The 21,473-nt window shown below is 65.3% G+C and carries 23 protein-coding genes; 6 read left to right on the forward strand and 17 right to left on the reverse strand.

The features are described 5' to 3' along the window. Positions 1-27 precede the first annotated feature (27 nt). Positions 28-1,527 carry an amidase gene (locus ACSQ3N_RS17535; protein WP_436146950.1) on the reverse strand — a complete coding sequence of 500 codons (1,500 nt, stop codon included), beginning with the start codon at positions 1,525-1,527 and terminating at the stop codon, positions 28-30. Between the two features lie 96 nt (positions 1,528-1,623). Here ACSQ3N_RS17535 and ACSQ3N_RS17540 point away from each other — a divergent pair, with 96 nt between their 5' ends. Together ACSQ3N_RS17540 and nth are read left to right on the forward strand one after the other, a co-directional pair. Continuing rightward, entirely contained in the window at positions 1,624-2,586 is a 963-nt protein-coding gene (locus ACSQ3N_RS17540) for a LysR family transcriptional regulator (RefSeq protein ID WP_436146951.1), read from the forward strand. After that, positions 2,583-3,221 carry an endonuclease III gene (gene nth, locus ACSQ3N_RS17545; protein WP_436146952.1) on the forward strand — a complete coding sequence of 213 codons (639 nt, stop codon included), beginning with the start codon at positions 2,583-2,585 and terminating at the stop codon, positions 3,219-3,221. The genes ACSQ3N_RS17540 and nth overlap by 4 nt, the downstream gene beginning before the upstream one ends. 73 nt (positions 3,222-3,294) lie before the next feature. Here the strand turns inward: nth and ACSQ3N_RS17550 are convergent, their stop codons facing one another. The 8 genes from ACSQ3N_RS17550 to ACSQ3N_RS17585 form a co-directional block, all read right to left on the reverse strand. Continuing rightward, complete coding sequence (locus ACSQ3N_RS17550) at positions 3,295-3,693, reverse strand: type II toxin-antitoxin system death-on-curing family toxin (protein ID WP_056169493.1); 399 nt, start codon at positions 3,691-3,693, stop codon at positions 3,295-3,297. Continuing rightward, entirely contained in the window at positions 3,690-3,914 is a 225-nt protein-coding gene (locus ACSQ3N_RS17555; RefSeq protein WP_056169497.1) for an AbrB/MazE/SpoVT family DNA-binding domain-containing protein, read from the reverse strand. Before ACSQ3N_RS17555 ends, ACSQ3N_RS17550 begins: the two co-directional genes overlap by 4 nt. Positions 3,915-3,942: 28 nt before the next feature. Then, entirely contained in the window at positions 3,943-4,719 is a 777-nt protein-coding gene (locus ACSQ3N_RS17560) for an aspartate/glutamate racemase family protein (RefSeq protein WP_436146953.1), read from the reverse strand. A 36-nt stretch (positions 4,720-4,755) separates the two neighbouring features. Next, positions 4,756-5,571, reverse strand: coding sequence for a GntR family transcriptional regulator (locus tag ACSQ3N_RS17565; RefSeq protein WP_436146954.1), 816 nt, complete (start codon positions 5,569-5,571; stop codon positions 4,756-4,758). Positions 5,572-5,584: 13 nt separating this feature from the next. Further along, entirely contained in the window at positions 5,585-6,475 is an 891-nt protein-coding gene (locus ACSQ3N_RS17570; RefSeq protein ID WP_056169505.1) for an ABC transporter permease, read from the reverse strand. Positions 6,476-6,629: 154 nt separating this feature from the next. Next, positions 6,630-7,544, reverse strand: coding sequence for an ABC transporter permease (locus tag ACSQ3N_RS17575; protein WP_056169510.1), 915 nt, complete (start codon positions 7,542-7,544; stop codon positions 6,630-6,632). 312 nt (positions 7,545-7,856) lie between these two features. Then, the gene (locus tag ACSQ3N_RS17580; protein WP_436146955.1) at positions 7,857-9,164 is read right to left on the reverse strand and encodes an ABC transporter substrate-binding protein; all 1,308 of its coding nucleotides are present in this window, start codon (positions 9,162-9,164) and stop codon (positions 7,857-7,859) included. A gap of 71 nt (positions 9,165-9,235) precedes the next feature. Continuing rightward, positions 9,236-10,357: an ABC transporter ATP-binding protein gene (locus tag ACSQ3N_RS17585; protein WP_436146956.1), complete on the reverse strand. Its 1,122-nt coding sequence runs from the start codon at positions 10,355-10,357 to the stop codon at positions 9,236-9,238. Positions 10,358-10,618: 261 nt separating this feature from the next. Here ACSQ3N_RS17585 and ACSQ3N_RS17590 point away from each other — a divergent pair, with 261 nt between their 5' ends. Continuing rightward, complete coding sequence (locus tag ACSQ3N_RS17590; RefSeq protein WP_436146957.1) at positions 10,619-11,752, forward strand: GGDEF domain-containing protein; 1,134 nt, start codon at positions 10,619-10,621, stop codon at positions 11,750-11,752. A gap of 13 nt (positions 11,753-11,765) precedes the next feature. Here ACSQ3N_RS17590 and cobT read toward each other — a convergent pair whose 3' ends face one another. After that, on the reverse strand, positions 11,766-12,830 hold the full coding sequence (gene cobT, locus ACSQ3N_RS17595) for a nicotinate-nucleotide--dimethylbenzimidazole phosphoribosyltransferase (protein WP_436146958.1): 1,065 nt from the start codon (positions 12,828-12,830) through the stop codon (positions 11,766-11,768). On the opposite strand from cobT, the gene ACSQ3N_RS17600 reads away from it, so the two are divergent. Then, positions 12,829-13,620, forward strand: coding sequence for a class I SAM-dependent methyltransferase (locus ACSQ3N_RS17600; RefSeq protein WP_436146959.1), 792 nt, complete (start codon positions 12,829-12,831; stop codon positions 13,618-13,620). The genes cobT and ACSQ3N_RS17600 overlap by 2 nt on opposite strands. A 14-nt stretch (positions 13,621-13,634) precedes the next feature. Here the strand turns inward: ACSQ3N_RS17600 and ACSQ3N_RS17605 are convergent, their stop codons facing one another. Both ACSQ3N_RS17605 and ACSQ3N_RS17610 read right to left on the reverse strand, forming a co-directional pair. Then, the gene (locus tag ACSQ3N_RS17605; protein ID WP_436147970.1) at positions 13,635-15,146 is read right to left on the reverse strand and encodes a cobyric acid synthase; all 1,512 of its coding nucleotides are present in this window, start codon (positions 15,144-15,146) and stop codon (positions 13,635-13,637) included. 168 nt (positions 15,147-15,314) lie between these two features. Then, on the reverse strand, positions 15,315-15,797 hold the full coding sequence (locus tag ACSQ3N_RS17610) for an Hcp family type VI secretion system effector (protein ID WP_436146960.1): 483 nt from the start codon (positions 15,795-15,797) through the stop codon (positions 15,315-15,317). A gap of 549 nt (positions 15,798-16,346) precedes the next feature. On the opposite strand from ACSQ3N_RS17610, the gene ACSQ3N_RS17615 reads away from it, so the two are divergent. Both ACSQ3N_RS17615 and ACSQ3N_RS17620 read left to right on the forward strand, forming a co-directional pair. Then, a complete protein-coding gene (locus ACSQ3N_RS17615) occupies positions 16,347-16,901 on the forward strand; it encodes a pesticin C-terminus-like muramidase (protein WP_082516993.1) in 555 nt (184 codons plus the stop codon). Beyond that, positions 16,898-17,638, forward strand: coding sequence for a hypothetical protein (locus tag ACSQ3N_RS17620; RefSeq protein ID WP_156372111.1), 741 nt, complete (start codon positions 16,898-16,900; stop codon positions 17,636-17,638). Before ACSQ3N_RS17615 ends, ACSQ3N_RS17620 begins: the two co-directional genes overlap by 4 nt. Positions 17,639-17,657: 19 nt before the next feature. Here ACSQ3N_RS17620 and ACSQ3N_RS17625 read toward each other — a convergent pair whose 3' ends face one another. The 5 genes from ACSQ3N_RS17625 to ACSQ3N_RS17645 are packed head-to-tail and all read right to left on the reverse strand — an operon-like array spanning position 17,658 to position 21,454. Beyond that, positions 17,658-18,062, reverse strand: a complete 405-nt coding sequence (locus ACSQ3N_RS17625) for a DUF3037 domain-containing protein (RefSeq protein ID WP_056169530.1) — start codon at positions 18,060-18,062, stop codon at positions 17,658-17,660. Next, the gene (locus tag ACSQ3N_RS17630; RefSeq protein ID WP_056169532.1) at positions 18,049-18,843 is read right to left on the reverse strand and encodes a HipA family kinase; all 795 of its coding nucleotides are present in this window, start codon (positions 18,841-18,843) and stop codon (positions 18,049-18,051) included. Before ACSQ3N_RS17630 ends, ACSQ3N_RS17625 begins: the two co-directional genes overlap by 14 nt. A 13-nt stretch (positions 18,844-18,856) precedes the next feature. Continuing rightward, the gene (locus ACSQ3N_RS17635; protein WP_235507409.1) at positions 18,857-20,011 is read right to left on the reverse strand and encodes an aminotransferase class I/II-fold pyridoxal phosphate-dependent enzyme; all 1,155 of its coding nucleotides are present in this window, start codon (positions 20,009-20,011) and stop codon (positions 18,857-18,859) included. A gap of 8 nt (positions 20,012-20,019) precedes the next feature. Further along, on the reverse strand, positions 20,020-21,021 hold the full coding sequence (gene cbiB, locus ACSQ3N_RS17640) for an adenosylcobinamide-phosphate synthase CbiB (protein WP_436146961.1): 1,002 nt from the start codon (positions 21,019-21,021) through the stop codon (positions 20,020-20,022). 25 nt (positions 21,022-21,046) lie between these two features. After that, on the reverse strand, positions 21,047-21,454 hold the full coding sequence (locus ACSQ3N_RS17645; RefSeq protein WP_436146962.1) for a DUF1636 family protein: 408 nt from the start codon (positions 21,452-21,454) through the stop codon (positions 21,047-21,049). Positions 21,455-21,473 lie beyond the last annotated feature (19 nt).

Below are 21,473 nucleotides of genomic sequence, written 5' to 3' on the forward strand. Positions count from 1 at the left end.
GCGAAACGATGTGGAAAACAGCGCGCATCAGCCCAGCAACGGGCTCGGCACACGGGCATGGCCGCTGGCCTGGTCGTACGCATGCCCGATCTGCAGCACGGCCGCATCGGACTGCGCCGGGCCGATGATCTGCAGCCCCGCCGGCAAGCCCCCGGGCCCGAAGCCCGCAGGCGCAGCCAAGGCAGGCAGGCCGGCCATGGTGGCGGGCACCACGGCCTCCATCCAGCGGTGGTAGGTGTCCATGGTGCGCCCGCCGACCTCGTGCGGCCAGTCCAGGTCGGCATGGAACGGAAAAACCTGCGCGGCCGGCAGCACCAGAAAGTCGAACTGCTCGAACAGGCCGCGCAGCATCTGGTACCACGCACTGCGCACGCGGGCCGCGTCGTACACCTGCAGGGCCGACAGCCGCATGCCGCGCTCGATCTCCCACACCGCCTCGGCCTTGAGCAGTGCGCGCGTGGCCGGGTTGCGGTACAGGCCCGCGTTGGCCCCCGCCACACTGAAGCTGCGCAGGTCGATCCAGGCGTTCCACAGTTGGGCCATGTCGAACGCGGGCACCACGGATTCCACCGTGCAGCCCACCGTGCGAAAGTGCGCGAGCGACTGCTCACAGGTGGCCAGCACGCCGGGCTCGGTGGGCAGGTGCCCGCCCAGATCGCCCAGCCAGCCGATGCGCGCACCGCCGAAGTCGCGCTCCAGCGGCCGCCCCAGCAAGGCCACGTCCTCGTGCCGGCGGGTGAGCGGCAGCCGCGCATCGAAGCCCGCCTGCACGGACAGCAGCAGCGCCAGGTCCGGGATGTTGCGCGCCATGGGGCCGGCCACGCTGAACTGCTGGAAGAACACCTCTTCGGTCGGGCCGTGCGGCACCAGGCCGAACGAGGTGCGCAGCCCGTACACGTTGTTGAACGCCGCCGGCGTGCGCAGCGATCCCATCATGTCCGAGCCGTCGGCCACCGGCAGCATGTGCAGCGCCACGGCCACCGCCGCCCCGCCGCTGCTGCCGCCCGCCGACACGGCCGGATCGAACGCATTGCGCGTGGTGCCATACACGGGGTTGTAGGTGTGCCCGCCCAGGCCGAACTCGGGCGAGTTGCTGCGGCCGATGAACAGTGCGCCGCCCGCGCGCATGCGCTCGAACACCACGGCGTCGGTGGTGGACACCTGCCCCGCAAAGATGGGTGAGCCGCGCGTGGTGACCATGCCGGCGGCGGGCATGATGTCCTTGGGTGCCTGCGGAAAGCCGTGCAGCGGACCCAGGCTCTCGCCGCGCGCCAGCTGCGCATCGCGCTCGGCGGCCTGCGCACGCAGCACGTCGCGGTCTGCCAGGGCCACCAGCGCATTGACCACGGGGTTCAGGCGGTCGACCTGTGCCAGGTAGGCGTCGAGCACCTCGGCACACGACACGTCGCGGGCGTGGATGGCGCGCGACAGGCTGGTGGCCGTGTGGCCGACGATGCCGCCCGGTGCCCTGCCCTGGGCAGGCTGAGCGGGTGTGGTCGATGTGGCTAAGCTGGAGGATTGTGTCATTTGCAAGTCAGCATAAGCAGCCCCTTGCGTTTCGACAATCGACGATTTCTGAGGTTATCGTTGCGTTTTATGCAACCCACACCCCGAGGCGGCCCCATGCTTTCGACCCGGCTTCAGGACACGGCACTGCGCTACTTTCTGGAGGTCGTGCGCAGCGGCTCGGTCAGCGAGGCCGCCACGCGCCTGAACGTGTCGCCCTCGGCCGTCAGCCGGCAGGTGGCCGCGCTCGAAGACCTGCTCTCCGTGCCGCTGTTCGAGCGGCGCCCGCGCGGCATGGCGCCCAGCGCCGCCGGCGAACTGCTGGCGGCCTACGCCCGGCGCGGCGCGCTGGAGGCGGACCGTGTGGTGTCAGACATTGCGGCGCTGCAGGGCCTGCACACCGGGCTGGTGCGCGTGTGCAGCTCGGCTGGTTTTGCCATCGAATTCCTGCCCCGGGTGATGGCGCAGTTCCGCACGCAATACCCCGGCATCCAGTTCCACCTGCGGGTGGTCAGCCCCGCGGCCGTGACCACCGCCGTGCTCAACGGCGATGCCGACATCGGCCTGACCTACAGCCGCTCGGCCGAGCGCGACATCACCGTGCAGCACCGGCAGGCATCCCCCGTCATCGCCATCATGCGCAAGGACCACACGCTCGCGCGCTTCGCGTCGGTCACGCTGGCGCAGATGCATGGCTACCCCATCGCCCTGCCCGAGCGCGACAACACCGTGCGCCAGCTGTTCGACATCGGCTGCAGCCAGCGCGGCCTGGTGTTCGAGCCCGCACTGGTGTGCAACCACTTCGAGACCCTGATGCACTTCGTGCTGCACGGCGGGGGTCTGTCGATCTCGGGCGAGGTCACGGTGCGCGACCGCGTGCAGCGCGGCGAGCTGCACGCCGCACAGATCCGCGAGCCTGGCATGGGCGCGCGCTATACCGAACTGCAGACCCTGCACGGCCGCACCCTGCCGGCCGCCGTGCGCATGTTCCTGGAATTCCTGCGCGGCCAGCTGCGGGACAATGGAGCGACACCACCCGTGCCTTCCAGAAAAAAGACATCCCCACCCAAGTCCAGATGAAGACCTCCGACATCGAGCCCTTCTTCGCCACCCTCAAGGCGGCCAACCCCATGCCCAACACGGAGCTGGAGTACACCACCCCGTTCGAGCTGCTGGCCGCCGTGCTGCTGTCGGCCCAGGCCACCGACGTGGGCGTGAACAAGGCCACGCGCAAGCTGTTTCCGGTGGCGGGCACGCCCCAGGCCATCTGGGACCTGGGGTTGGAGGGCCTGGAGGGCTACATCAAGACCATCGGCCTTTACAAAAGCAAGGCCCGCCACCTGCTGCAGACCTGCCAGATCCTGGTGGAGCAGCACGGCAGCCAGGTCCCCCGCACCCGCGAAGCCCTGGAGGCCCTGCCCGGCGTGGGCCGCAAGACGGCCAACGTGGTGCTCAACGTGGCGTTCGGCCAACCCACCATGGCGGTGGACACCCACATCTTCCGCGTGAGCAACCGCACCGGCCTGGCCCCGGGCAAGAACCCGCTGGCGGTGGAGCTGCAGCTGATGAAGCGCGTGCCCCCCGAGTACGCCGTGGACTCGCACCACTGGCTCATCCTGCACGGCCGCTATGTGTGCCAGGCGCGCAAGCCGCACTGCTGGGAGTGCGTGGTGGCACGGTATTGCGATTTCGAGCCGAAGGTGATGGCGCCTTGATCCATACGGCCTGCCGCTACAGATTCGATAGCTGCTCGCGCTTAACAGTCAAGCGGTAGAGGCCTCAAAGCCTTCATGCTTGGCGAGCGACTGCATGTTTGCGCAGCCAGGCGGCAAAGGCTTCTTCCGAAATGTCTCCGGCAGCGACGGCGAGCATGGTCATCACGCAAGACGCATCATCCGCAGCCAACGTCCACCCGTTCAGACGCAGAAACAGTTCCGCCGCCACGAAGCCTGTACGCTTGTTGCCGTCAATGAAAGGATGGTTGCGAGAAATGCCGTAGCCGTACGACGCGGCCAAGGCAGGGGCATCGGGCGGCGGCTCGCCGTAGTGGCTCAGATGGAGCGGCTTGCCCAATGCCGAATCCAGCAATCCTGCATCACGCACGCCTGCACCTCCGCCATGCTCTGCCAACTGCATTTCATGGATGGCAACAATGACAGCCCTGTCCAGCCAGACCCACTGGCTCATTTGGCCAACTCGTGCAAAACGGCCCGACGCTCTTTCATGATCTCGCGCGCAACGCGCATCTGCGCTTCGAATTCCGGATTGTGGGTCGTGATGCGCAAGCCATCAGGTGACTCGGTCACGTACAGCTCATCGCCCTTCTCCAACTGCAGTCGCGCCAGCAGCTCCTTGGGGAAGATGGCTCCGACAGAGTTACCGACTTGGGTGAGTTTGAGGGTGTGCATGGGAACTCCAGTAATTACACATGTAATACTAAACCTGCCCGCTGCCTCCGTCAAACGTAGAGTTAATTCCCAGATCTGCCATATCGACTGAAACGCCAGCCCAGCTGACATCAAACCCCGCCACCCGACGCTCGGGCGGCACCGGGTGCGCCCGCAGCGCCCAGGTCGCACCCGCCACCACGCTGTCGATCACCGGCACGCCCACCTGCGGCTGCACGGCGGAGGCCATGCCGGCCAGGCCTGCACCGCCCAGGATGACGGCCTGCACACCCATCTGGCGCACGACATCGCGGCAGGCCTGGGCCAGCAAGGCGCGGGCGGCGTCCGGGTCGGCGGCCAGTTGGGCCCCTGTGGGCGCCACGGTGTGGATGCCTGCCAGCCCGTGCGCATGCCCCAGGGCCTGCGCCAGGCGCTGCAGCATGGGGCCCCAGCGCTCGCCACCGGTGACGATGGCAAAGCGGCCGTGGCGGGCGGCTTCGATGAAGGACGCTTCGGCCAGGCCGGTCACGGGCACCGGGCTGCTTTCACGCAGGGCCATGAGTCCCGGGTCGCCAAAGCAGCCGATCAGCACGGCATCGGGCGGCTGCTGCCTGCCCTGCGGCTGTGCCAGGTCATGGGCCCAGGCGTCGAGCGCGGCATGCGCTGCCACGGCGTAGCTCGCCTCGCAGGCGATGTACGGCGCACCGAAACGGGCGGTGGCAGTGCGCACTGCCACATGCGAGCCGGCAGCGGCCTGCACGTGGTGCTGCAGCAGCGCGCTCACGCCGGCAGAGGTGTTGGGATTGATGACCAGCAGTTGGCGCACGGTGTGGAGAAGGTCGTGGAAGGCGGGTCGATGCGCTCAGGCCGCGCGGCCCAGCAGCAGGGCGATGAGGTCGGGTGCATCGCTGGCAGGCGGCGTGAACTCCAACTGGGACTCGATGCGTTTCAAATGGTCCAGCATCAGCCGCGCCGCCTCGCGCGCGTCGCGCAGGCGGATGGCGTCGATCAGCGCGCGGTGCTCACGGCAGCCGCAGGCGGTGGCCTCCTCGCGCTCGCGGGCATGGCTCGGGCTGTAGGTCATGAGGATGAGCGAAGTGCGCGAGACCAGTTCGCGCAGGATGCGCCCCAGCGTCTGGTGGCCCGCGGCCTGGGCGATGTGCAGGTGAAAGTCGCCCGACAGGCGGATGGCCCGGCGCATGTCGCCACCGGCGCGCGCAGCCTCTTCGTCGTCGATGCAGGTGCGCAGCGCGGCGATATCGGCGTCGGTGGCGTTGGCGATGAAAAGCTCCACCAGGCGCGGCTCCAGCAGGCGGCGGACCTCGAACACCTCGAGCGCCTCTTGCGGTGTCGGCTGCGCGATGGACGCGCCCCGGTTGGGCGTGAGCGTGACCACCTGCTCGTTGGCCAGCCGCACCAGCAGCGGCCGCACGCGCGTGCGCGATACGCCGAAGGCCGCTGCCAGCTTGTCTTCGACCAGTTTGGTGCCGGGCGGCAGGCGGTGGTCCAGGATGGCCGACACCATGCGGTCGTACATGTCGTTGTCGCTCAGCTGGCCCGGGACGTCGGCCGTGGGCGACTGCACGGTCGACTGAACGGGCGATTCGGCGGGCGCGGAGGCGGGGGCAGAAGCGGCAGCCTGGGCTGCGCGCCGGGGTTTCTTGGCAGTCGTGGTCATAGATGTGCCGTTTTTACCCCGAACGGCCCTTGCGACCGCGGCCCAATGCCCACACCAGGGCGAGCGTGATGCCCATGACCACGAACGACACCACCGTGGTCAGGGTGCCCAGCGCGTAGATCGACGGCGTGGTCACCGTGCTGGTCAGGCCCTGCAGCTCCAGCGGCAGCGTGTTCACATCACCGATGGCCTGCGAGGTGCGGGCGATCTCGTCCCAGCTGAGCGTGAAGCCGAACATGCCGATGCCCACCACCGAGGGCGCGATCAGCGGCAGCACCACATGGGCAAAGCCCTGCCAGGGCGTGGCACCCAGGTCGCGCGCGGCCTCTTCGTACGCCGGGTTGAAGCGGTTGAACACCGCGAACATGATCAGCAGGCCGAACGGCAGCGTCCAGGTCAGGTGCGCGCCCAGGGCCGAGGTGAACAGGCCGAGCGACGTGCCGTAGCCCTCCAGCGCGCTCTCCATGCCCAGCCATTCGAGCGCGGCCTTGATGCCGTTGTCGATGAGCCGGAACTCCAGCCCGATGCCCAGCGAGACGATGATGGACGGCATGATCAGGCTGGCCACGACGATGAAGAACAGCGTGTTGCCGCCCGCCAGCCTCTTGCGAAAGGCCAGGCCCGCCAGCACCGACAGCACCACCGTGCACAGCATCACCGCCACACCCAGGCCCAGCGAGCGCCACAGCGCCGCGCCGATGTCCACCACGCCCAAGCCTTCGGCCAGCTTGTGGAACCAGTGCAGCGACACGCCGCGCATGGGAAAGGTCAGCCCGCCTTCGGGGCCCTGGAAGCTCAGGATGAAGATGACGAACATGGGCCCGTACATGAACAGCACGAACAGGCTGAACACGATGGCCAGCAGCCAGAAGCTGGCGGGGCGGGATTCGCGAGGAGCTTTCATGCGGGATTCCTACGATGGACCAATTTCGGCAACAAGCCATTCAACATGGCATGAACCAAGCCAGTGACACCGTGGAGCCGGCTTTGCCGGGCCACCGGTGTCGCCCCCTGGAGGGGGGTGGCGGCTACACGAAGTGAGCAAGCAACGGGGGTGTTCATAGTTCTTTTCGGATGTCCACGAGGCGCGTGAGGCCCCAGATGATCATGAGCACCACCGCGAGCAGGATCACGGCATTGGCCGCGGCCAGCGGGAACTGCAGGTACGACGTCTGCACCTGGATGATCTTGCCGATGGAGGCGATCTGCTGGCCGCCCATCACGCCGATGGTGACGAAGTCGCCCATGACGATGGTGATCACGAAAATGGACCCGATGATGATGCCGGTGCGCGACAGCGGCACGATCACGTTCCACAGCGTCTGCCAGCCGCTGGCCCCGCTGTCGCTGGCGGCCTCGATGAGGCTGCGGTCGATGCGCATCATGCTGTTGAAGATGGGCACGATCATGAACATGGTGTACAGGTGCACGAAGGCCAGCACCACCGAGAAGTCCGAGAACAGCAGCCATTCGACGGGCTGATCGACCAGCCCCGCCCCCACCAGGGTCTGGTTCACCAGCCCGTTGCGCCCCAGCAGCGGCACCCACGAGATCATGCGGATCACGTTCGACGTCCAGAACGGAATGGTGCACAGCACGAACAGCAGCGTCTGCATGCCCGACGAGCGCACATGAAAGGCCAGGAAATAGGCCACCGTGAAGCCGATCACCAGCGTGATCAGCCACACCAGAAAACTGAACTTGAGCGTGGACCAGTACGTCTTGAGCGTGACGCACAGGCCGTCTGACGCATCGCCACAGCCCGCAAAGATCGACACGTAGTTCTTGAACGTGAAGCCCGGCAGCAATTCGTACTCGTTGAAGTCCCAGAAGCTGACCATCACGATCAGCGCGAGCGGCACCAGGAAGAACAGCACGAACACCAGCGTGAACGGCGCGGCCTGCCACCAGGCGGCAATGCCGCGCCCGGGGGCGGCGCTGGCAGGCAAGGTCGGAGTGTGGGTGGTGCTCATGGTGGTGCGGTTCAGCCAAATTAGCGCAAGAGAACGTGACTATTCACAAGGATTCGCGTTCGATCGATCCGAGCCGTTCGGGCTGAGCCTGTCGAAGCCTCGTGCGGCGCTTCGACAGGCTCAGCGTGAACGGGTTGGGATTTTTCCAATGACGGATCGGCACAAAAAGTCATGCTGAGCCCTCACTTCGACAAGCTCAGTGCGAACGGTTGGGGGTGGATTGGGGTCGGATTGGGGGTTGCGGTGAACACACGCCCTCCCCCAAACCGTTCGGGCTGAGCCTGTCGAAGCCAGGCCCCGCCCTTCACTCCGTCAGGCCGCGACGAATTCATTCCACTTCTGAACCATGTAGTTGTTCTCGTCCATCAGCGCGTTCCAGCAGGCGATGCCACCCATGCGCGATTCATAGCTGCCGCCGTCGCGCACCGCGCCGGTCTTGGCCAGCACGTCGCCATTGGGGCTCTTGATGTCCTGCGTGGCGGGCTTGCCTTCCATCCAGTAGGCCCACTCGTAGGCGTCCATCTTGGACTTGGCGGTCTCCAGCACGGCGCTGTAGTAGCCCTGGCGGTTCAGGTACGCGCCGGCCCAGCCGTCCAGGAACCAGTTGATGAACTCGTACGCGCCATCGAGCTTGCGGCCGCTCAATGTGGCCGGCAGGCCGAAGCCGGCGGCCCAGGCGCGGTAGCCCTCCTTCAGGGGCTGAAAGTTGCAGGCAATACCCTTGGTGCGCACAGCCGTGACGGCGGGGCTCCACATCGACTGGATCACCACCTCGCCCGATGCCATCAGGTTGACCGACTCGTTGAAGTCCTTCCACAGCGCGCGGAACTGGCCCTGCTTCTTGGCTTCGATCAGGGTCTTGATCGTGAGGTCGATCTCCTTCTTGGTCATGTTGCCCTTGTCGGGGTACTTGTAGATGCCCATGGCCTCGACCACCATGGCGGCGTCCATGATGCCGATCGAAGGAATGTTCAGGATCGCGGTCTTGCCCTTGAACTCCGGGTTCAGAAGCTCGGCCCAGGAGCTGATGGGGCGCTTGATCAAATCGGGGCGGATGCCCAGCGTGTCGGCGTTGTACACGGTGGGGATCAGCGACATGAACTGCGTGGGCGCGGTCGCGAACTTCTTGGACTTCTCGCCTTCCAGGTAGATCACCTTCTTGGGCGCGGTGCCCTGATCGCCCACGGCCTTGCCGGCCACCATGCCGGTGGTGAACAGCGTGGTGATCTTGTCGGCGTTCTTGATGCGCTTGGTGTCGATGCCCTTCAAGTTGCCTGTGGGCACGATCTTTTTCAGCGAGAAGTACTCGGTGTCGATCAGGTCGAAACTGTTGGGCGCGGTCACGGCGCGCTTGGTCACGTCGTCCGTGGTCACGGCCACGTACTGGATCTCGATGCCGGTGTCGGCCTTGAACTTCTCGGCAATGGCCTTGTCCTGGTTCACCGCCGTGCCCAGGTAGCGCAGCACGATCTTCTCCTGCGAATGGACGGCCGGGAAGATGCCTGCGGCCAGGATGCCCGCCGTGCCCTTGAGCAGCGAGCGGCGCTGCATGCCGCCGGTGGTGTCGGAGGCGGCGGCAGCAACAACAGCGGGGGAATCAGCACGAGAGTCGTCGGACATGGGAAAGCTCCTTGGTTGGCGAAGTGGCAGGGGGTTGGAAACGAGAGGACGAACGATCAAACGAAAAAGGGTCAGGCCGGCACGGCCTGCGCAGTGGCCGCATCAGCAGCAGCAGCAGCAGCAGCAGCAGGCGCGGATACCGGCACCGTGCGGGGCGACAGCGGGTGGGCCTGCTCCGGCGTCCAGTGCAGCTGCACACCCTGGCCCACCGCATACGGCTGCGCAGCAAACGCGGCCTCGGACACCATCACCGAATACGCCGCCGTGGCGTTGGCCGACAGGGCCACGCCCTGCTTTTGCAGGCCCAGCAGCACATAGGTGCCCTGGTACTCCACGTCGGTCACCACGGCCTGCATGCGCTGGGCGCCCCAGGGCAGCTCGGCACTGGCGGGGGCGATCTGCAGGTGGTCAGTGCGCACGCCGACCTTGCCGCCTTCGGTATCGATCACGTTGTGGCCGCCCATGAAGCGCGCCACGAACTCGCTGGCCGGCCGGTTGTAGACCTCGTGCGGGCTGCCCACCTGCTCGATCACGCCGTGGTTCATCACCACCATGGTGTCGGCCAGGGCCATGGCTTCTTCCTGCGAATGGGTCACGTGGATGAAAGTCAGGCCCAGCTCCTTTTGCCAGCGGCGCAGCTCGGCGCGCATCTGGATGCGCAGGAAAGGGTCCAGCGCGGAAAGCGGTTCGTCCAGCAGCAGCACGCGCGGCTGGGTGATGAGCGCGCGCGCCAGCGCCACACGCTGCTGCTGCCCACCCGACAGCTCGGCCGGCTTGCGATCGGCCAGGTGGCCCATGGCCACGCGCTCGAGCAGGTCGCGCGCCTTGGCCTGCCGCTCGGCCCGGGCCACGCCTTTCATCTTCAAACTAAAGGCCACGTTGTCCAGCGCCGACAGGTGCGGGAACAGCGCGAAGCTCTGGAACATCATGGCCGTGCCGCGCGCCGCGGCGGGCAGGTCGGTGATGTTGCGGTTCTCCAGCAGGATGTCGCCGCTGGTGACCGACTCGTGCCCGGCGATCATGCGCAAGGTCGTGCTCTTGCCGCAGCCCGAAGGGCCCAGCAGGCAGCAGTAGCTGCCGCTCGCAATGCGCAGGTTGATCGCATCCACCGCGGGTTTGCCGTGGGAATACCGCTTGGTGAGTGCGACGATTTCGATGGCGGCCGGGGCCTTGGCAGGGGCTGGGACTTGCATGCACTGCTTATTGCAAGCGCCGTGCCAGTTTTGTACACAATCTTTTATTCACTTTGAGTACAAAATGCACCAGCATCGTGCGCACAGCGCACCAGTTGCACGAACCGCCGGCACCGCGCCCGCACGGTGCAGCCTTTTATTGGTGCGAAAACGTTTGCGCGGCGCGCCTTGCTGGTGAGCCGCTTGGCGCATGGCTATACTGAAACCGAAGCAGACACAAATACTTACCTTTACAAGAGGCGCCACCTCCCCCCACGCCGGATGACGCACCTCGACCCGCGCTCCATGATCGCCATGGCGGGCTTCATGTCCGCGGTCATGGCCATCGTGCTCCTGTTCATGCGGCGGCACTACCCGCCATCGATCCGTGGCGTGGGCGCCTGGGCGGTGGCCCCGCTGCTGTGGCTGGCCTCCACCGTGCTCTTCAGCGTGCGCGGTTTCGTACCCGACTGGCTGAGCCTGGTGCTCGCCAACGAACTGCTGGTGCTGGGCACCGTCACCTACTACATGGGCACGCGCAGCTTCATGGGGGCGCCCAGCACCTGGCGCGTGTGGGCCTGGGTCATGGCCGCCAGCACGCTGGTGTTCATCGTGCTCACCTACTGGGTCCCGCACTACGCGCTGCGGGTGGCCTTCTTCTCGGCCATGATGGGTTTCATCTACGCCGCGCAGCTGCGCTTCATGCTGCGCCATGGCGAGCAGACCTTTCCGGTGCGCCTGGTGGAGGCGGTGCTGGCCCTGCACATGGCCGTGCTCGCCCTGCGGCTCGTCTCCATCGCCATCGGGCATGCGGGGGCCAACCTGATGGAGCCCTCGATGTTCCAGACCTTCTACATCGGCGCCTACGTGCTGACGGTGCTCATGCTGTCCATCGGCGCGGTGCTGATGGCCACCGACCGGCTGCGCACCGAGCTGGAACACCTGGCCACGCACGACTCGCTGACCAACACGCTCAACCGCCGCGCGCTGCTGCAGCGCTGCGAGGACGAACTGGAGCGCGCCCAACGCTACGGCCAGGGCCCGTCCATCATGATGCTGGACCTGGACAACTTCAAGGCCGTGAACGACACCCACGGCCACCAGCATGGCGATGCGGTGCTGGTGCACTTTGTGGACTGCACCCGCCAGGTGCTGCGCCGCGCCGACCGCCTGGGCCGCTACGGCGGAGAGGAATTCATGGTGCTGCTGCCGGGCGCAGATACCGCGGCCGCCGCGCAGGTGGCCCAGCGCATCCACGCCGCCCTGGCCGCAGGCCACCCCCTGGACTGCCAGGTCAGCATCGGCGTGTCCAGCTGGCAGGGGCCCGGCGAGACGCTGGACGCGATGCTCTCGCGCGCCGATGCAGCGCTGTACCGCGCCAAGGAACAGGGCCGCAACCGCACCGTGGCGGCCTGACGCAGGCCGCCCGTCAGGCCGTCTGCGTGGCCACGCCGGCCGACTCGAAGCTGGCCATCTCGCCCAGCACCGCGCAGGCCGACTGCAGCAGCGGCCAGGCCAGCGCCGCGCCCGAGCCCTCGCCCAGGCGCAGGCCCAGGTCCAGCAGCGGCTCTGCCTGCATCTGCGCCAGCATGAGGCTGTGGCCGCGCTCGCCCGAGCGGTGGGCAAACACGCAGCGCTGCAGCACATGCGGCTGCAGGCGGCTGGCCACCAGCACGGCGGCGCTGGTGATGAAGCCGTCCACCACGATCACGCGGCGCTCGGCAGCCGCCTGCAGCACCGCGCCGACCAGCGTGGCCACCTCGAAGCCGCCCAGGGCCGCCAGTGCATCGAGCGCACTGGTGGCCTCGGCGTTCACATCCAGCGCCTGCTGCAGCACCGCGCGCTTGCGCTCGATGCCGGCGGAGTCGAGCCCGGTGCCCGCACCCGTCACCTCGGCCAGCGGCAGGCCGGCCAGGCGCGCCAGCAGCAGCGACGCCACCGACGTGTTGCCGATGCCCATCTCGCCCAGCAGCAGCGCATTGCCGGGCAGGCCGCGCACCACCTCTGCGCCATTCGCCAGGGCCTCGCTGCACTGCGCTGCCGTCATCGCAGGGCCCACAGACGCATCTTGCGTGCCCAGCGCCACCTTGCGCAGCAGCAGTTGCGGCTGGCCCGGCGCGGCATCACGCGCCGCGATGGGCTTGGCCACGCCGCAGTCCACCACCGTGAGGCCCAGGCCGTGCTGGCGCGCCAGCACGCTCACGGCGGCGCCACCGGCCAGGAAGTTCTCGACCATCTGCCAGGTCACGTCGCTCGGAAACGCCGACACCCCCCTTGCGGCCAGCCCGTGGTCGCCCGCGCACACCAGCATCTGCGGCGCATGCAGTGCAGGCGTCTCGGTGCCCTGGATGACGCCCAGGCGCAGCGCCAGGCGCTCCAGCGCGCCCAATGAACCGAGCGGCTTGGTCTTGTAATCGATCACATGCTGCAGGCGGGCGGCCAACGCGGCATCATGCAAATCATCAACGGACGGTAGAACGAAAGGTGCAGTCATGGTGGTAGTGAACACAAAGAATGACGCTGTGCACGCTGCGGCACAGCAGGGTTACGCGAAAGAGGCCCAGGCCTACGCGCGCGGCCGGCCGGACTACCCGGCGGCGCTGTCGGACTGGCTGGCGCACACCCTGGGCCTGGGCCCGGGGCGGCAGGTGGCCGATGTGGGTGCGGGCACGGGCAAGTTCACCGCGCTGCTGGCGACCACCGGGGCGGATGTGGTGGGCGTGGAGCCGGTGGACGCGATGCGCGCCAAGATCGACGCGCGGCAGTTGCCCACGGTGCGCACGCTGGCAGGCACGGCGCAGGCCATCCCGCTGCCCGATGCCACGCTCGACGCGGTGGTCTGCGCGCAGTCGTTCCACTGGTTCGCAGGCACCGACGCGCTGGACGAGTTCCACCGCGTGCTGCGTCCCGGCGGCAAGCTCGGCCTGGTGTGGAATGTGCGCGACGAGTCCGTGGACTGGGTGGCCGAGCTGACCACCATCATCACGCCGTTCGAAGGCGATGCCCCGCGGTTCTACAAGGGCGACTGGAAGAAGCCGTTCCCCCACCCCGGCTTCAGCGCCCTGGCCGAGACGCGACTGCAGCACGAACACGTGGGCCCGCCAGAGCAGGTCATCATCGACCGCTTCATGTCGGTGAGCTTCATCGCCGCGCTGCCCGATGCCGAGCGCCAGCAGGTGCGTGCGCAGATCGACGAACTCATCGCCCACCACCCCGCGCTGCGCGGGCAAGACACCGTGCGCTTCCCGTACACCACGCTCGCATACCACTGCGAGCGGCTCTGAGGCGGCGCGCACCGTCATGCCGCAGCAGGCGTAGTGCCGGGCGCCGGGTGCGCGATCAACGCCGCCAGCACGCCGGGCGCAAAGCAGGCCTCGGCGGACCGCGCCAGGCCGTCGAACACACTGTCGAGCGTGGGGGCGCGCGTGCCGAACAGCGCGTGCAGCACCGCCGTATCTTCAAACAGGCCGTGCAGGTACACCCCCAGCACATTGCCTGCTGCATTGGTCCAGGCCAGGCCCGGCATCACCTCACGCGCCACATCGCCCCCGGCGGCCATGGCCGGGTGCTGCGCGGTCTGCCCATGGTGGATCTCGTAGCCCGACACCTCCACCCCTGACAACGCGCTCCATGCGCCCGCCAGCATGCCCCAGCGGGTGCGCGTGAGCCGCACCGTCTTGTCGCGCGCAAAGGCGGTCACCAGCGGCAACAGGCCCAGGCCGGGCGCATTGCCGTCGATGCCGTCGGTGTCGATCAGCGCCTCGCCCAGCATCTGCAGGCCGCCGCACACACCCAGCACCCGCCCGCCGCGCGCGGCATGGGTGACGATGGCCCCGTCAAGGCCTTGGGCGCGCAGCCAGGCCAGGTCGTACGCCGTGGCCTTGGAGCCGGGCAGCACCACCCAGTCGGCAGGTGCGAGCCCCGCCAGATCGGCTGGACTGCGCACCCACTGCAGGCGCACGCCGGGCACGTTCTTGAGCGGCTGAAACTCATCCAGGTTGCTGATGCGCGGGTAGGCGATGACGGCCACGGTGGTGTGCACTGCGCCGGCTGCGGTGCTGCGGTCGTCGAAGACACCGTCCTCTTCCGGCAGCCCGTGGTGCCACTGCATTGGGATGGTGGCGACCGTGGGCACGCCGGTCAGGTCCTGCAGCATTTGGGGCGCAGGGGCCAGCAGGCTGGCATCGCCCCGAAACTTGTTGAGGACAAAGCCGTGGATGAGCGCCCGCTCGTCTTCGGGCAACAGCGCCCAGGTGCCGTACAGGTGCGCAAACGCGCCGCCCCGGTCGATGTCGGTCACCAGCAGGCAGCGCGCATCGCTGTGGCGGGCCACGCGCATGTTCACGATGTCGCTGGCGTGCAGGTTGATCTCCGCGGGCGAGCCCGCGCCTTCGATCACCACCACGTCGTTCTCTGCGCGCAGGGCGTCCAGCGCGGCGGCGATCTGCGGCCACACCCGCTCGCTGCGGCCGCGCCAGGGCAGCGCGGTCAGCTCGGCGCTCACCTGCCCCATCAGCACCACCTGGCTCTTGGTGTCGGCCTCGGGCTTGAGCAGCAGCGGGTTCATGCGCACCTCGGGCACGGCGCGGGCCGCCAGGGCCTGGAAGTACTGCGCGCTGCCGATCTCGCCCCAGGCACCAAAGCCACCCGCATCGGCGCCCGTGCCGCCGGGGCCGGGCACCACGCGCGCGTTGTTGCTCATGTTCTGCGCCTTGAAAGGCGCCACCTTCAGGCCCTGGTTGCTGTACCAGCGGCACAGGGCGGTGGTGAGCCAGCTTTTGCCGGCGCCGCTGGTGGTGCCCAGCACCATCACGCAGCGGGCCAGCGAGGAAGGTTGCGAAGGCACGGTCATTAGGAATGAAACGAATGCTGCCGACTATAGCCTGCGCGCGCCTAAAGATCACATCGTGCCTACCTCAAAATCCGACTATTGATCGATTGCTGTATCTCCCCCTCGGAGTGGCACGCAGCCCTATTATCAGGCCTCTTTGTTCTCCTTGATACTGAAACCCATTTCGCTCGTTGCGCCCTTACCACCCTGTGCCGTCTGCTCAGAGTACTCAGTCTTGATTTTTGCGGCTTGAAAGCCGTAGTTCACCATAACAATGTCGCCCTCAGCGGTTCCACTGACAGCCACGTTAGTAACAATCACATCAGTCAGTGTGATTTTAAAAAATTCGATCTGCGCACCACCAGCCTTACACATCGAGATTTCCATCTGACCCAGGTGTTTGCCTGTGGCGCAGTGCTTGAGCACGGCAGGATAAGCCTTGTCAATATGAGCAGTGATGTTCAGATTCTGAAATGTCGCCTTACCAGCACCGGCCCCGCCACCCGTCGCCATAGATTGCGGCTGAGAGGTACCCCAAGTGAACGACTTGACATCGGTCCAATCCTTGTGCGAAGCATCTTTTGACTCGCCGATGGCGCCTTCCACTTTCATAAAAATTGCAACTGCCATTACCAATCTTTCGTCATTTAAATTAATTTAGCAAAGCCACAAGCAATGCACCCAAATAAAAACACAAGGTTGCAAAAAAGGATCAAAAAAAAGGGATAATCCAACAAGTATTGTTTTACGCCAGCCTCAGGAATCTTTAATTTGCAACACTCTACTCGTGCTTGAAAATAAAATGCGAGATAAAATCACATTACAGCAAAAATCAAAAGACATTTTTGACAGACACTTCCAGCAAAGACAAAAACACACAGCCAAAGAAATTATTTTCTAGAATGCACGCCTTGCCAATCAAAACAATCGTTGCAACTCACCCCTCCATCAACGATCCTTGCGCAAGTGTACTAAGCAAACGGCCAAAATCACCAGCAAAACAACAATCCATACAAATTCGAAACATCATCACTGTGCACGGGTATATTTTGGCATTTTTAACCAGAAATAATACACTTTGAAACCAATTAAAGTATTAAAATACCCAATAAACACTTTTAACTTAAGATCTAAAATACTTAATATTTAAAAAATCTATTAACTTACGCAATCAGAAAAATGCCCGATTTAATTGATTATTCTTTTTTAAGCGATCTTGAAGGCGGACGACGCACAAAAGCCTATGTCCCAGCATCCGAAACCAGCAAAAGCGGTGTAACAGTGGCAACTGGATTTGATCTAGGGCAGCACTCGGAGCATGACTTAAAAAGACTAGGACTGAGTTCAACCTTGATCGTAAAATTGAAACCCTATTTGGGATTAAAGAAAGAAAAGGCAACAGAACTTCTCGACAAATCGCCGTTAACGGTAACAGCATCCGAAGCAGAAATCATCGACAAGGCTGTAAAATCGGCACACTTGGCAGCCATTAAGCTCAAATACGATACAGCTTCTAGCGAAAAAAGTTTTTTAGATCTGCCAGCTGAAGCTCAAACAGTAATTGCATCGGTTTCATTTCAGTACGGGAAGAACCTTGATGCAGTTTTACCTAAATTTTGGTCTCTAGTGGTTAAGCAAGATTGGGAAGCGACCGTCAAACTTTTGAATAATTTTGGCGACAAATATCACACCCGCAGGAGAAAAGAGGCGGCTCTTTTAGATAAGGTAAAATGAGAAATTCTTTACTTGTCGCGACAGTTCTAATTTTTCTCAGCAATGCTTTGCAGGCAAGTCAAAGCTCCGAGCAATCAACACTTGTTCAAGTATATCCAACCAACAAGAGTTTCTCGACTGCTCTAATGGACGTCAAAAAGACTCTTATCAAGTCCCGGACTCCAATAAAGTTTGAAAATGGTGCACTGGCGGATAACTGCACCGATTATTTGACATACTTAGCGACAAGTGCAACTGAAGAAACCGTTATCAACGAAGAAGTGCACTCGGAATATTTAACCTGTGAAGCGTTGTATTTAATTTCAAAAGAAAAATACATTGTCAGCAAAAATAATTTGCTTTCACCTAGTGCTGCAAGGAAAATTTTTGAGCATTTGGATTTTCGCTCTTTTCCATCATCCCTACGCAACCGCGCGGACGATCAACAACATACGTTTAAGACTCTCTTACCTTCAAGCAAAGTAAAATTATCCAAAAATTCAATAGAGGTTGAAAATAGCGAGCAATTTTTCGGATTGAAAATTGTTGGTGTGGTCCGCCGCACGGTCGTGACCAAGGGAGTAAAAGCTACCAAAACAGAATGGATTGTTTGGATTGGAGACGAAAGAAAAGACGGAAACTACAAGTCCTATTCCACCATGGTCGTGACTCCGTCGAACCCATCATCTAACGGGCCATATATAGGATCAATTTACCCGCCCGGGGTTAGTCTAGAGACACTGCCGAAGGGCCGCTAATATCTTATTAAGGACGCGTTCAGCGCGCACCCAGGGGCCGCACCATGCGGTCCATGATGTGGTCGAGCGCCGCCGCCGCATCGGTGCAGCGGCCGGTGTGCACCGGGGACGTCTGAATGATCGCGCTGCGCCGCGCCGTCAGCCAGTGAAAGCGCGAGCGGAAGGGCAACTGCGCAATCGGCCCGCAACCCGCCTCGCCCGCGCAGATGGCGACGATGGCCGACAGGTGGCGGCGCACGGTGTCGATGTCGACCTGCGGGTCCATGGCCAGCAGGCGCGCCTCGTCGAGCGCGATCGCCGCTTGCAGGAAGCCGCTGCGGTGGCACGACAGGATCACGCCGGCGTTGACGAATTCTTCGCGCTCCACACGCGGCACCACGCGCACGACGGCGTAGTCGTACACGTCCATCTCAGCGCTGCGCATCGAAGGCTCCCTTCAACGCATCCACCCAGGCGGCACGGCCTTCCAGGCGCGCGCAGAAATGGTCCACATAGGCCTGGCGGTGGCTGGCCGGTGCCGACAGCGGGCCCTCGGTGTGCTCAGCCCCGGCGATGGCCAGGAACTCGTCGGGCACATCGGCCAGGATGTGGGTGAGCACATCGCGCGTGAGCAGCGCGGCCAGCTCGCCATCCACCTGCGCAATGGCGGTGGCGCGGTGCAGCAGCACGTGGTCGGCCATGGGTGCAAACGGCTTGGCCGGCTGCGCCACCGCGCCGTTCCACGCATGGTGAAAAGTCAGCGATGCGCCGTGGTCGATGAGCCAGGGCTTGCGGTGCCACATCAGCAGGTTGGTGTTGCGCGCGGTGCGGTCCACATTGGCCACTAGGGCGTCGAACCACACCAGGCGCGACGCGAAGTCGTCGGTCACCTCGTCGACCGCCGGGTCGAAGTTGAGCGCACCCGACAGGTAATCGAGCCCCACGTTGAGGCCGGCGCTGGCGCGCACCAGGTCTTGGATCTCGGGGTCGGGCTCGGTCTGCGCGAGCGCCGGGTCCAGGTCGGCCAGCACGATCTCGGGCACCGGCAGTTGCAGGGCACGGGCGATGCCGCCCGAGATGAGCTCGGCCAACAAGGCGCGCACGCCCTGCCCTGCACCGCGGAACTTGAGCACGTACAGGCCCAGGTCGTCGCCCTCGACCACGGCGGGCATGGAGCCGCCTTCACGCAGCGGCGTGACATAGCGGGTGACAGTGATGGTTCGCACGAAGTGGCGCTCCTCAGGGGTTGGATGGATCGGGCATGGTAGCGGCGGCGCGCTGCACATCGTGGACGGCGCGGGCCAGTGCCTGCTGCGCGGGGGGCGCCAGCACGCCCAGTCGCACATGGCTGGGCAGGCCAAACGAGCTGCAGTCGCGCAGCTTGATGCCGTGCGCGCGCAGAGCGCGCAGCCACTGTGCTGTCTGGGTGGATGGGGCGGTGTCGGCTGCGCGGGCAGCTTGAGAGGTATCGACCGTGTGAGATGCATCGGCCACGTGGGCAACTGACAGTTGCGCCACGAAGTAGTTCGCCAGGCTTCCAGGCACCACGCGCCAGCCCAGGGCGGCGCACAACGCCTGCTGCGCAGCCTTCCATTCGCGCAGCGTGGCCAGGCTGTGCTGCAGCCACTGCTGCACCGTGGGCAGTGTCCAGGCGGTGAGCATGGCCACACCGTGCGCGCCCACAGGCCACGAGGGCGCCAGGCGCTGCAGTGCGGCGATGCGCTCGGGGGTCTCGTGCGCCGGGGCGATGGCATAGGCGGCCCGCACGCCCGTCAGGCCCAGCGCCTTGTTGGGGGTCCACAGCTGCCAGGCCGTCGGCGGCGCGTGGGTACGGTGGCCGTCCAGGCGCAGCGGGGCGTAGGCGCAGTCCAGCACCTGCAGGGCAGTAGCTGCGCAGCCGTGTTCACGCCACGCTGCCAGCGCGGGGTCCGTCACGCCCAGCGGGCTCGACGGCTCGCACGCCCAGTGCAGGGCGGCCTGCGTTGGCAGACCACCGCGTGTTGCGCGGATGACGCCCAGGCCCCACGCCTGCGCGGCGTGTGAGTAGTCGCCATAGCTGTGCGCGGGCACCTCCACACAGGTCGCACTCTGGCGCGCAGCAAAAGCGGTAGTGCGGTGGATGAACTCACTGGCGCTGCCCGCCAGCACGATGCGGCCGGGGTCCACCGCATGCAGGTCGGCCAGGCGGGCGCGCAACGCGGTGTAGGCCGGATCCGGGTAGCGGCTGGCATCGGCGGACTGCACGCAGAGCAGCGCCTCGGGGCATGGTCCGCAGGCATTGCTGTTGGTGGAGAAGTCGTGCAGCGGCGCACCCAACGCGTCGGGCCCGCCGTGCAGGGGCGCCGAGGCGCTGCCCATGCCGCAGTCGCCATCTGCCGCCGTGTTCATGCTCATGTCGATGCTCATGTCCTGGCCCACCCCATCAGCGCCATCGCCACCAGCAGCTGCAGGCCCGCCACCAGCGGCACCAACATCAGCACCACCTTGTCGCCCTGGCGCGCCGCGCGGCGCGTGTCCAGCGGCCCGGGGGAGCGTGCCGCGCCGTTGAGCGCATACACCCCGGGCTTGGCCAGCCGCACGTTCAGCGACAGCGCCATGGCCGCCATGGGCCAGCCGCTGTTGGGCGACGGCGTCTTGCGCGCTTGCCGCACCAGCGTGCGCAGCGGCAGGCCCCCGGCGGCCAGCGCCAGCAGCAGCGCCGCGATGCGGGCAGGCACCCACGACAGCCCATCGTCCGCCCGCGCCGCCCACTTGCCGGCCCATTGCCAATACCGCCCGCCGCGCATGCCCGGGTAGCCCCACATCGCATCCGCCGTGTTGGCCATGCGGTACAGCGCGGCGCCGGGCAGCCCCAGCAGCGCAAACCAGAACAGCGGCGCCACCACCGAATCGTTGAGGTTTTCGGCCAGCGACTCGATGGCGGATTCGCGCACCTCGTCGGCCGTCAACGCACTCACATCGCGGCTCACCAGCCGCGACAGGCGCTCGCGCCCTGCGGGCAGCGACTGGCTCAGCGCAATCTCCACCGCCAGCACCTCATCGCGCAGCATCCGCCAAGCCAGCAGGGGCTTGAGCAGCAAGGCCAGCAGGGCCATGGCCAGCAGCCCATACAGCGCCAGCGTCGCGTGCTGCGCCAAGCCAGACACTATCAAAACAATAGCTGCCAGCGCACACCAGAAGAGCGCTGCTAGCCAAAAACGCTTCAAATCAGCGGCCACAGGGGCGGTGGGAGCCACCCGCTCGCCACCGTACTGCAGCGCCTTGCCCATCCACACCACAGGGTGCCAGGCCGCCGGCGGCTCCCCCAGCCACCAGTCGACGGCCAGGGCCAGCACCGGCACCCAGATCAGCACGCGCAGGGCATCCCACTGCGTGGCAGGAAGAAGCAAAGCCAGGGCGTCCATGGGATATCTACGGGCGAGAAAAAGCTCAGGACACAGAAGGCGGCAGGCGCACCACGATGCCGCTGCGCAGGCGCTCGGGGCGTTCGTTGCGGTGGAGCATGCCGTCGGCCGCGCTGGCGTGCATCGCGCCGCAGTCCAGCACGTGGCGGGCGGTTTCCTCATCGGGCTTCAGGTCGCCGAACACGAAGGTGTGCTTGCCGGCCGCCTGAAAAGCCACCGAGCAGGCACGCGAGCAACTGCTCAGGCAGGCCACGCCGCGCACGCGCACCTGGGCCCAAGTGCCGGCATCGTCGCCCAGCTGAGCGGCCTGCACGGCTTCGAACAGCAGTTCGCCGTCGGCGGGCAGGTCACGCGATGCGCCCGCCGGGCGGCAGGTGGTGCAGACGATCACGTCGGTGGTATGGGAAGGCGTCAAGGCGGCAACGTCAGACATCGGAAAAAGCTCGTTCATG

Source organism: Acidovorax sp. LjRoot194 (genome assembly GCF_964253015.1).
Lineage (GTDB): Bacteria > Pseudomonadota > Gammaproteobacteria > Burkholderiales > Burkholderiaceae_C > Acidovorax.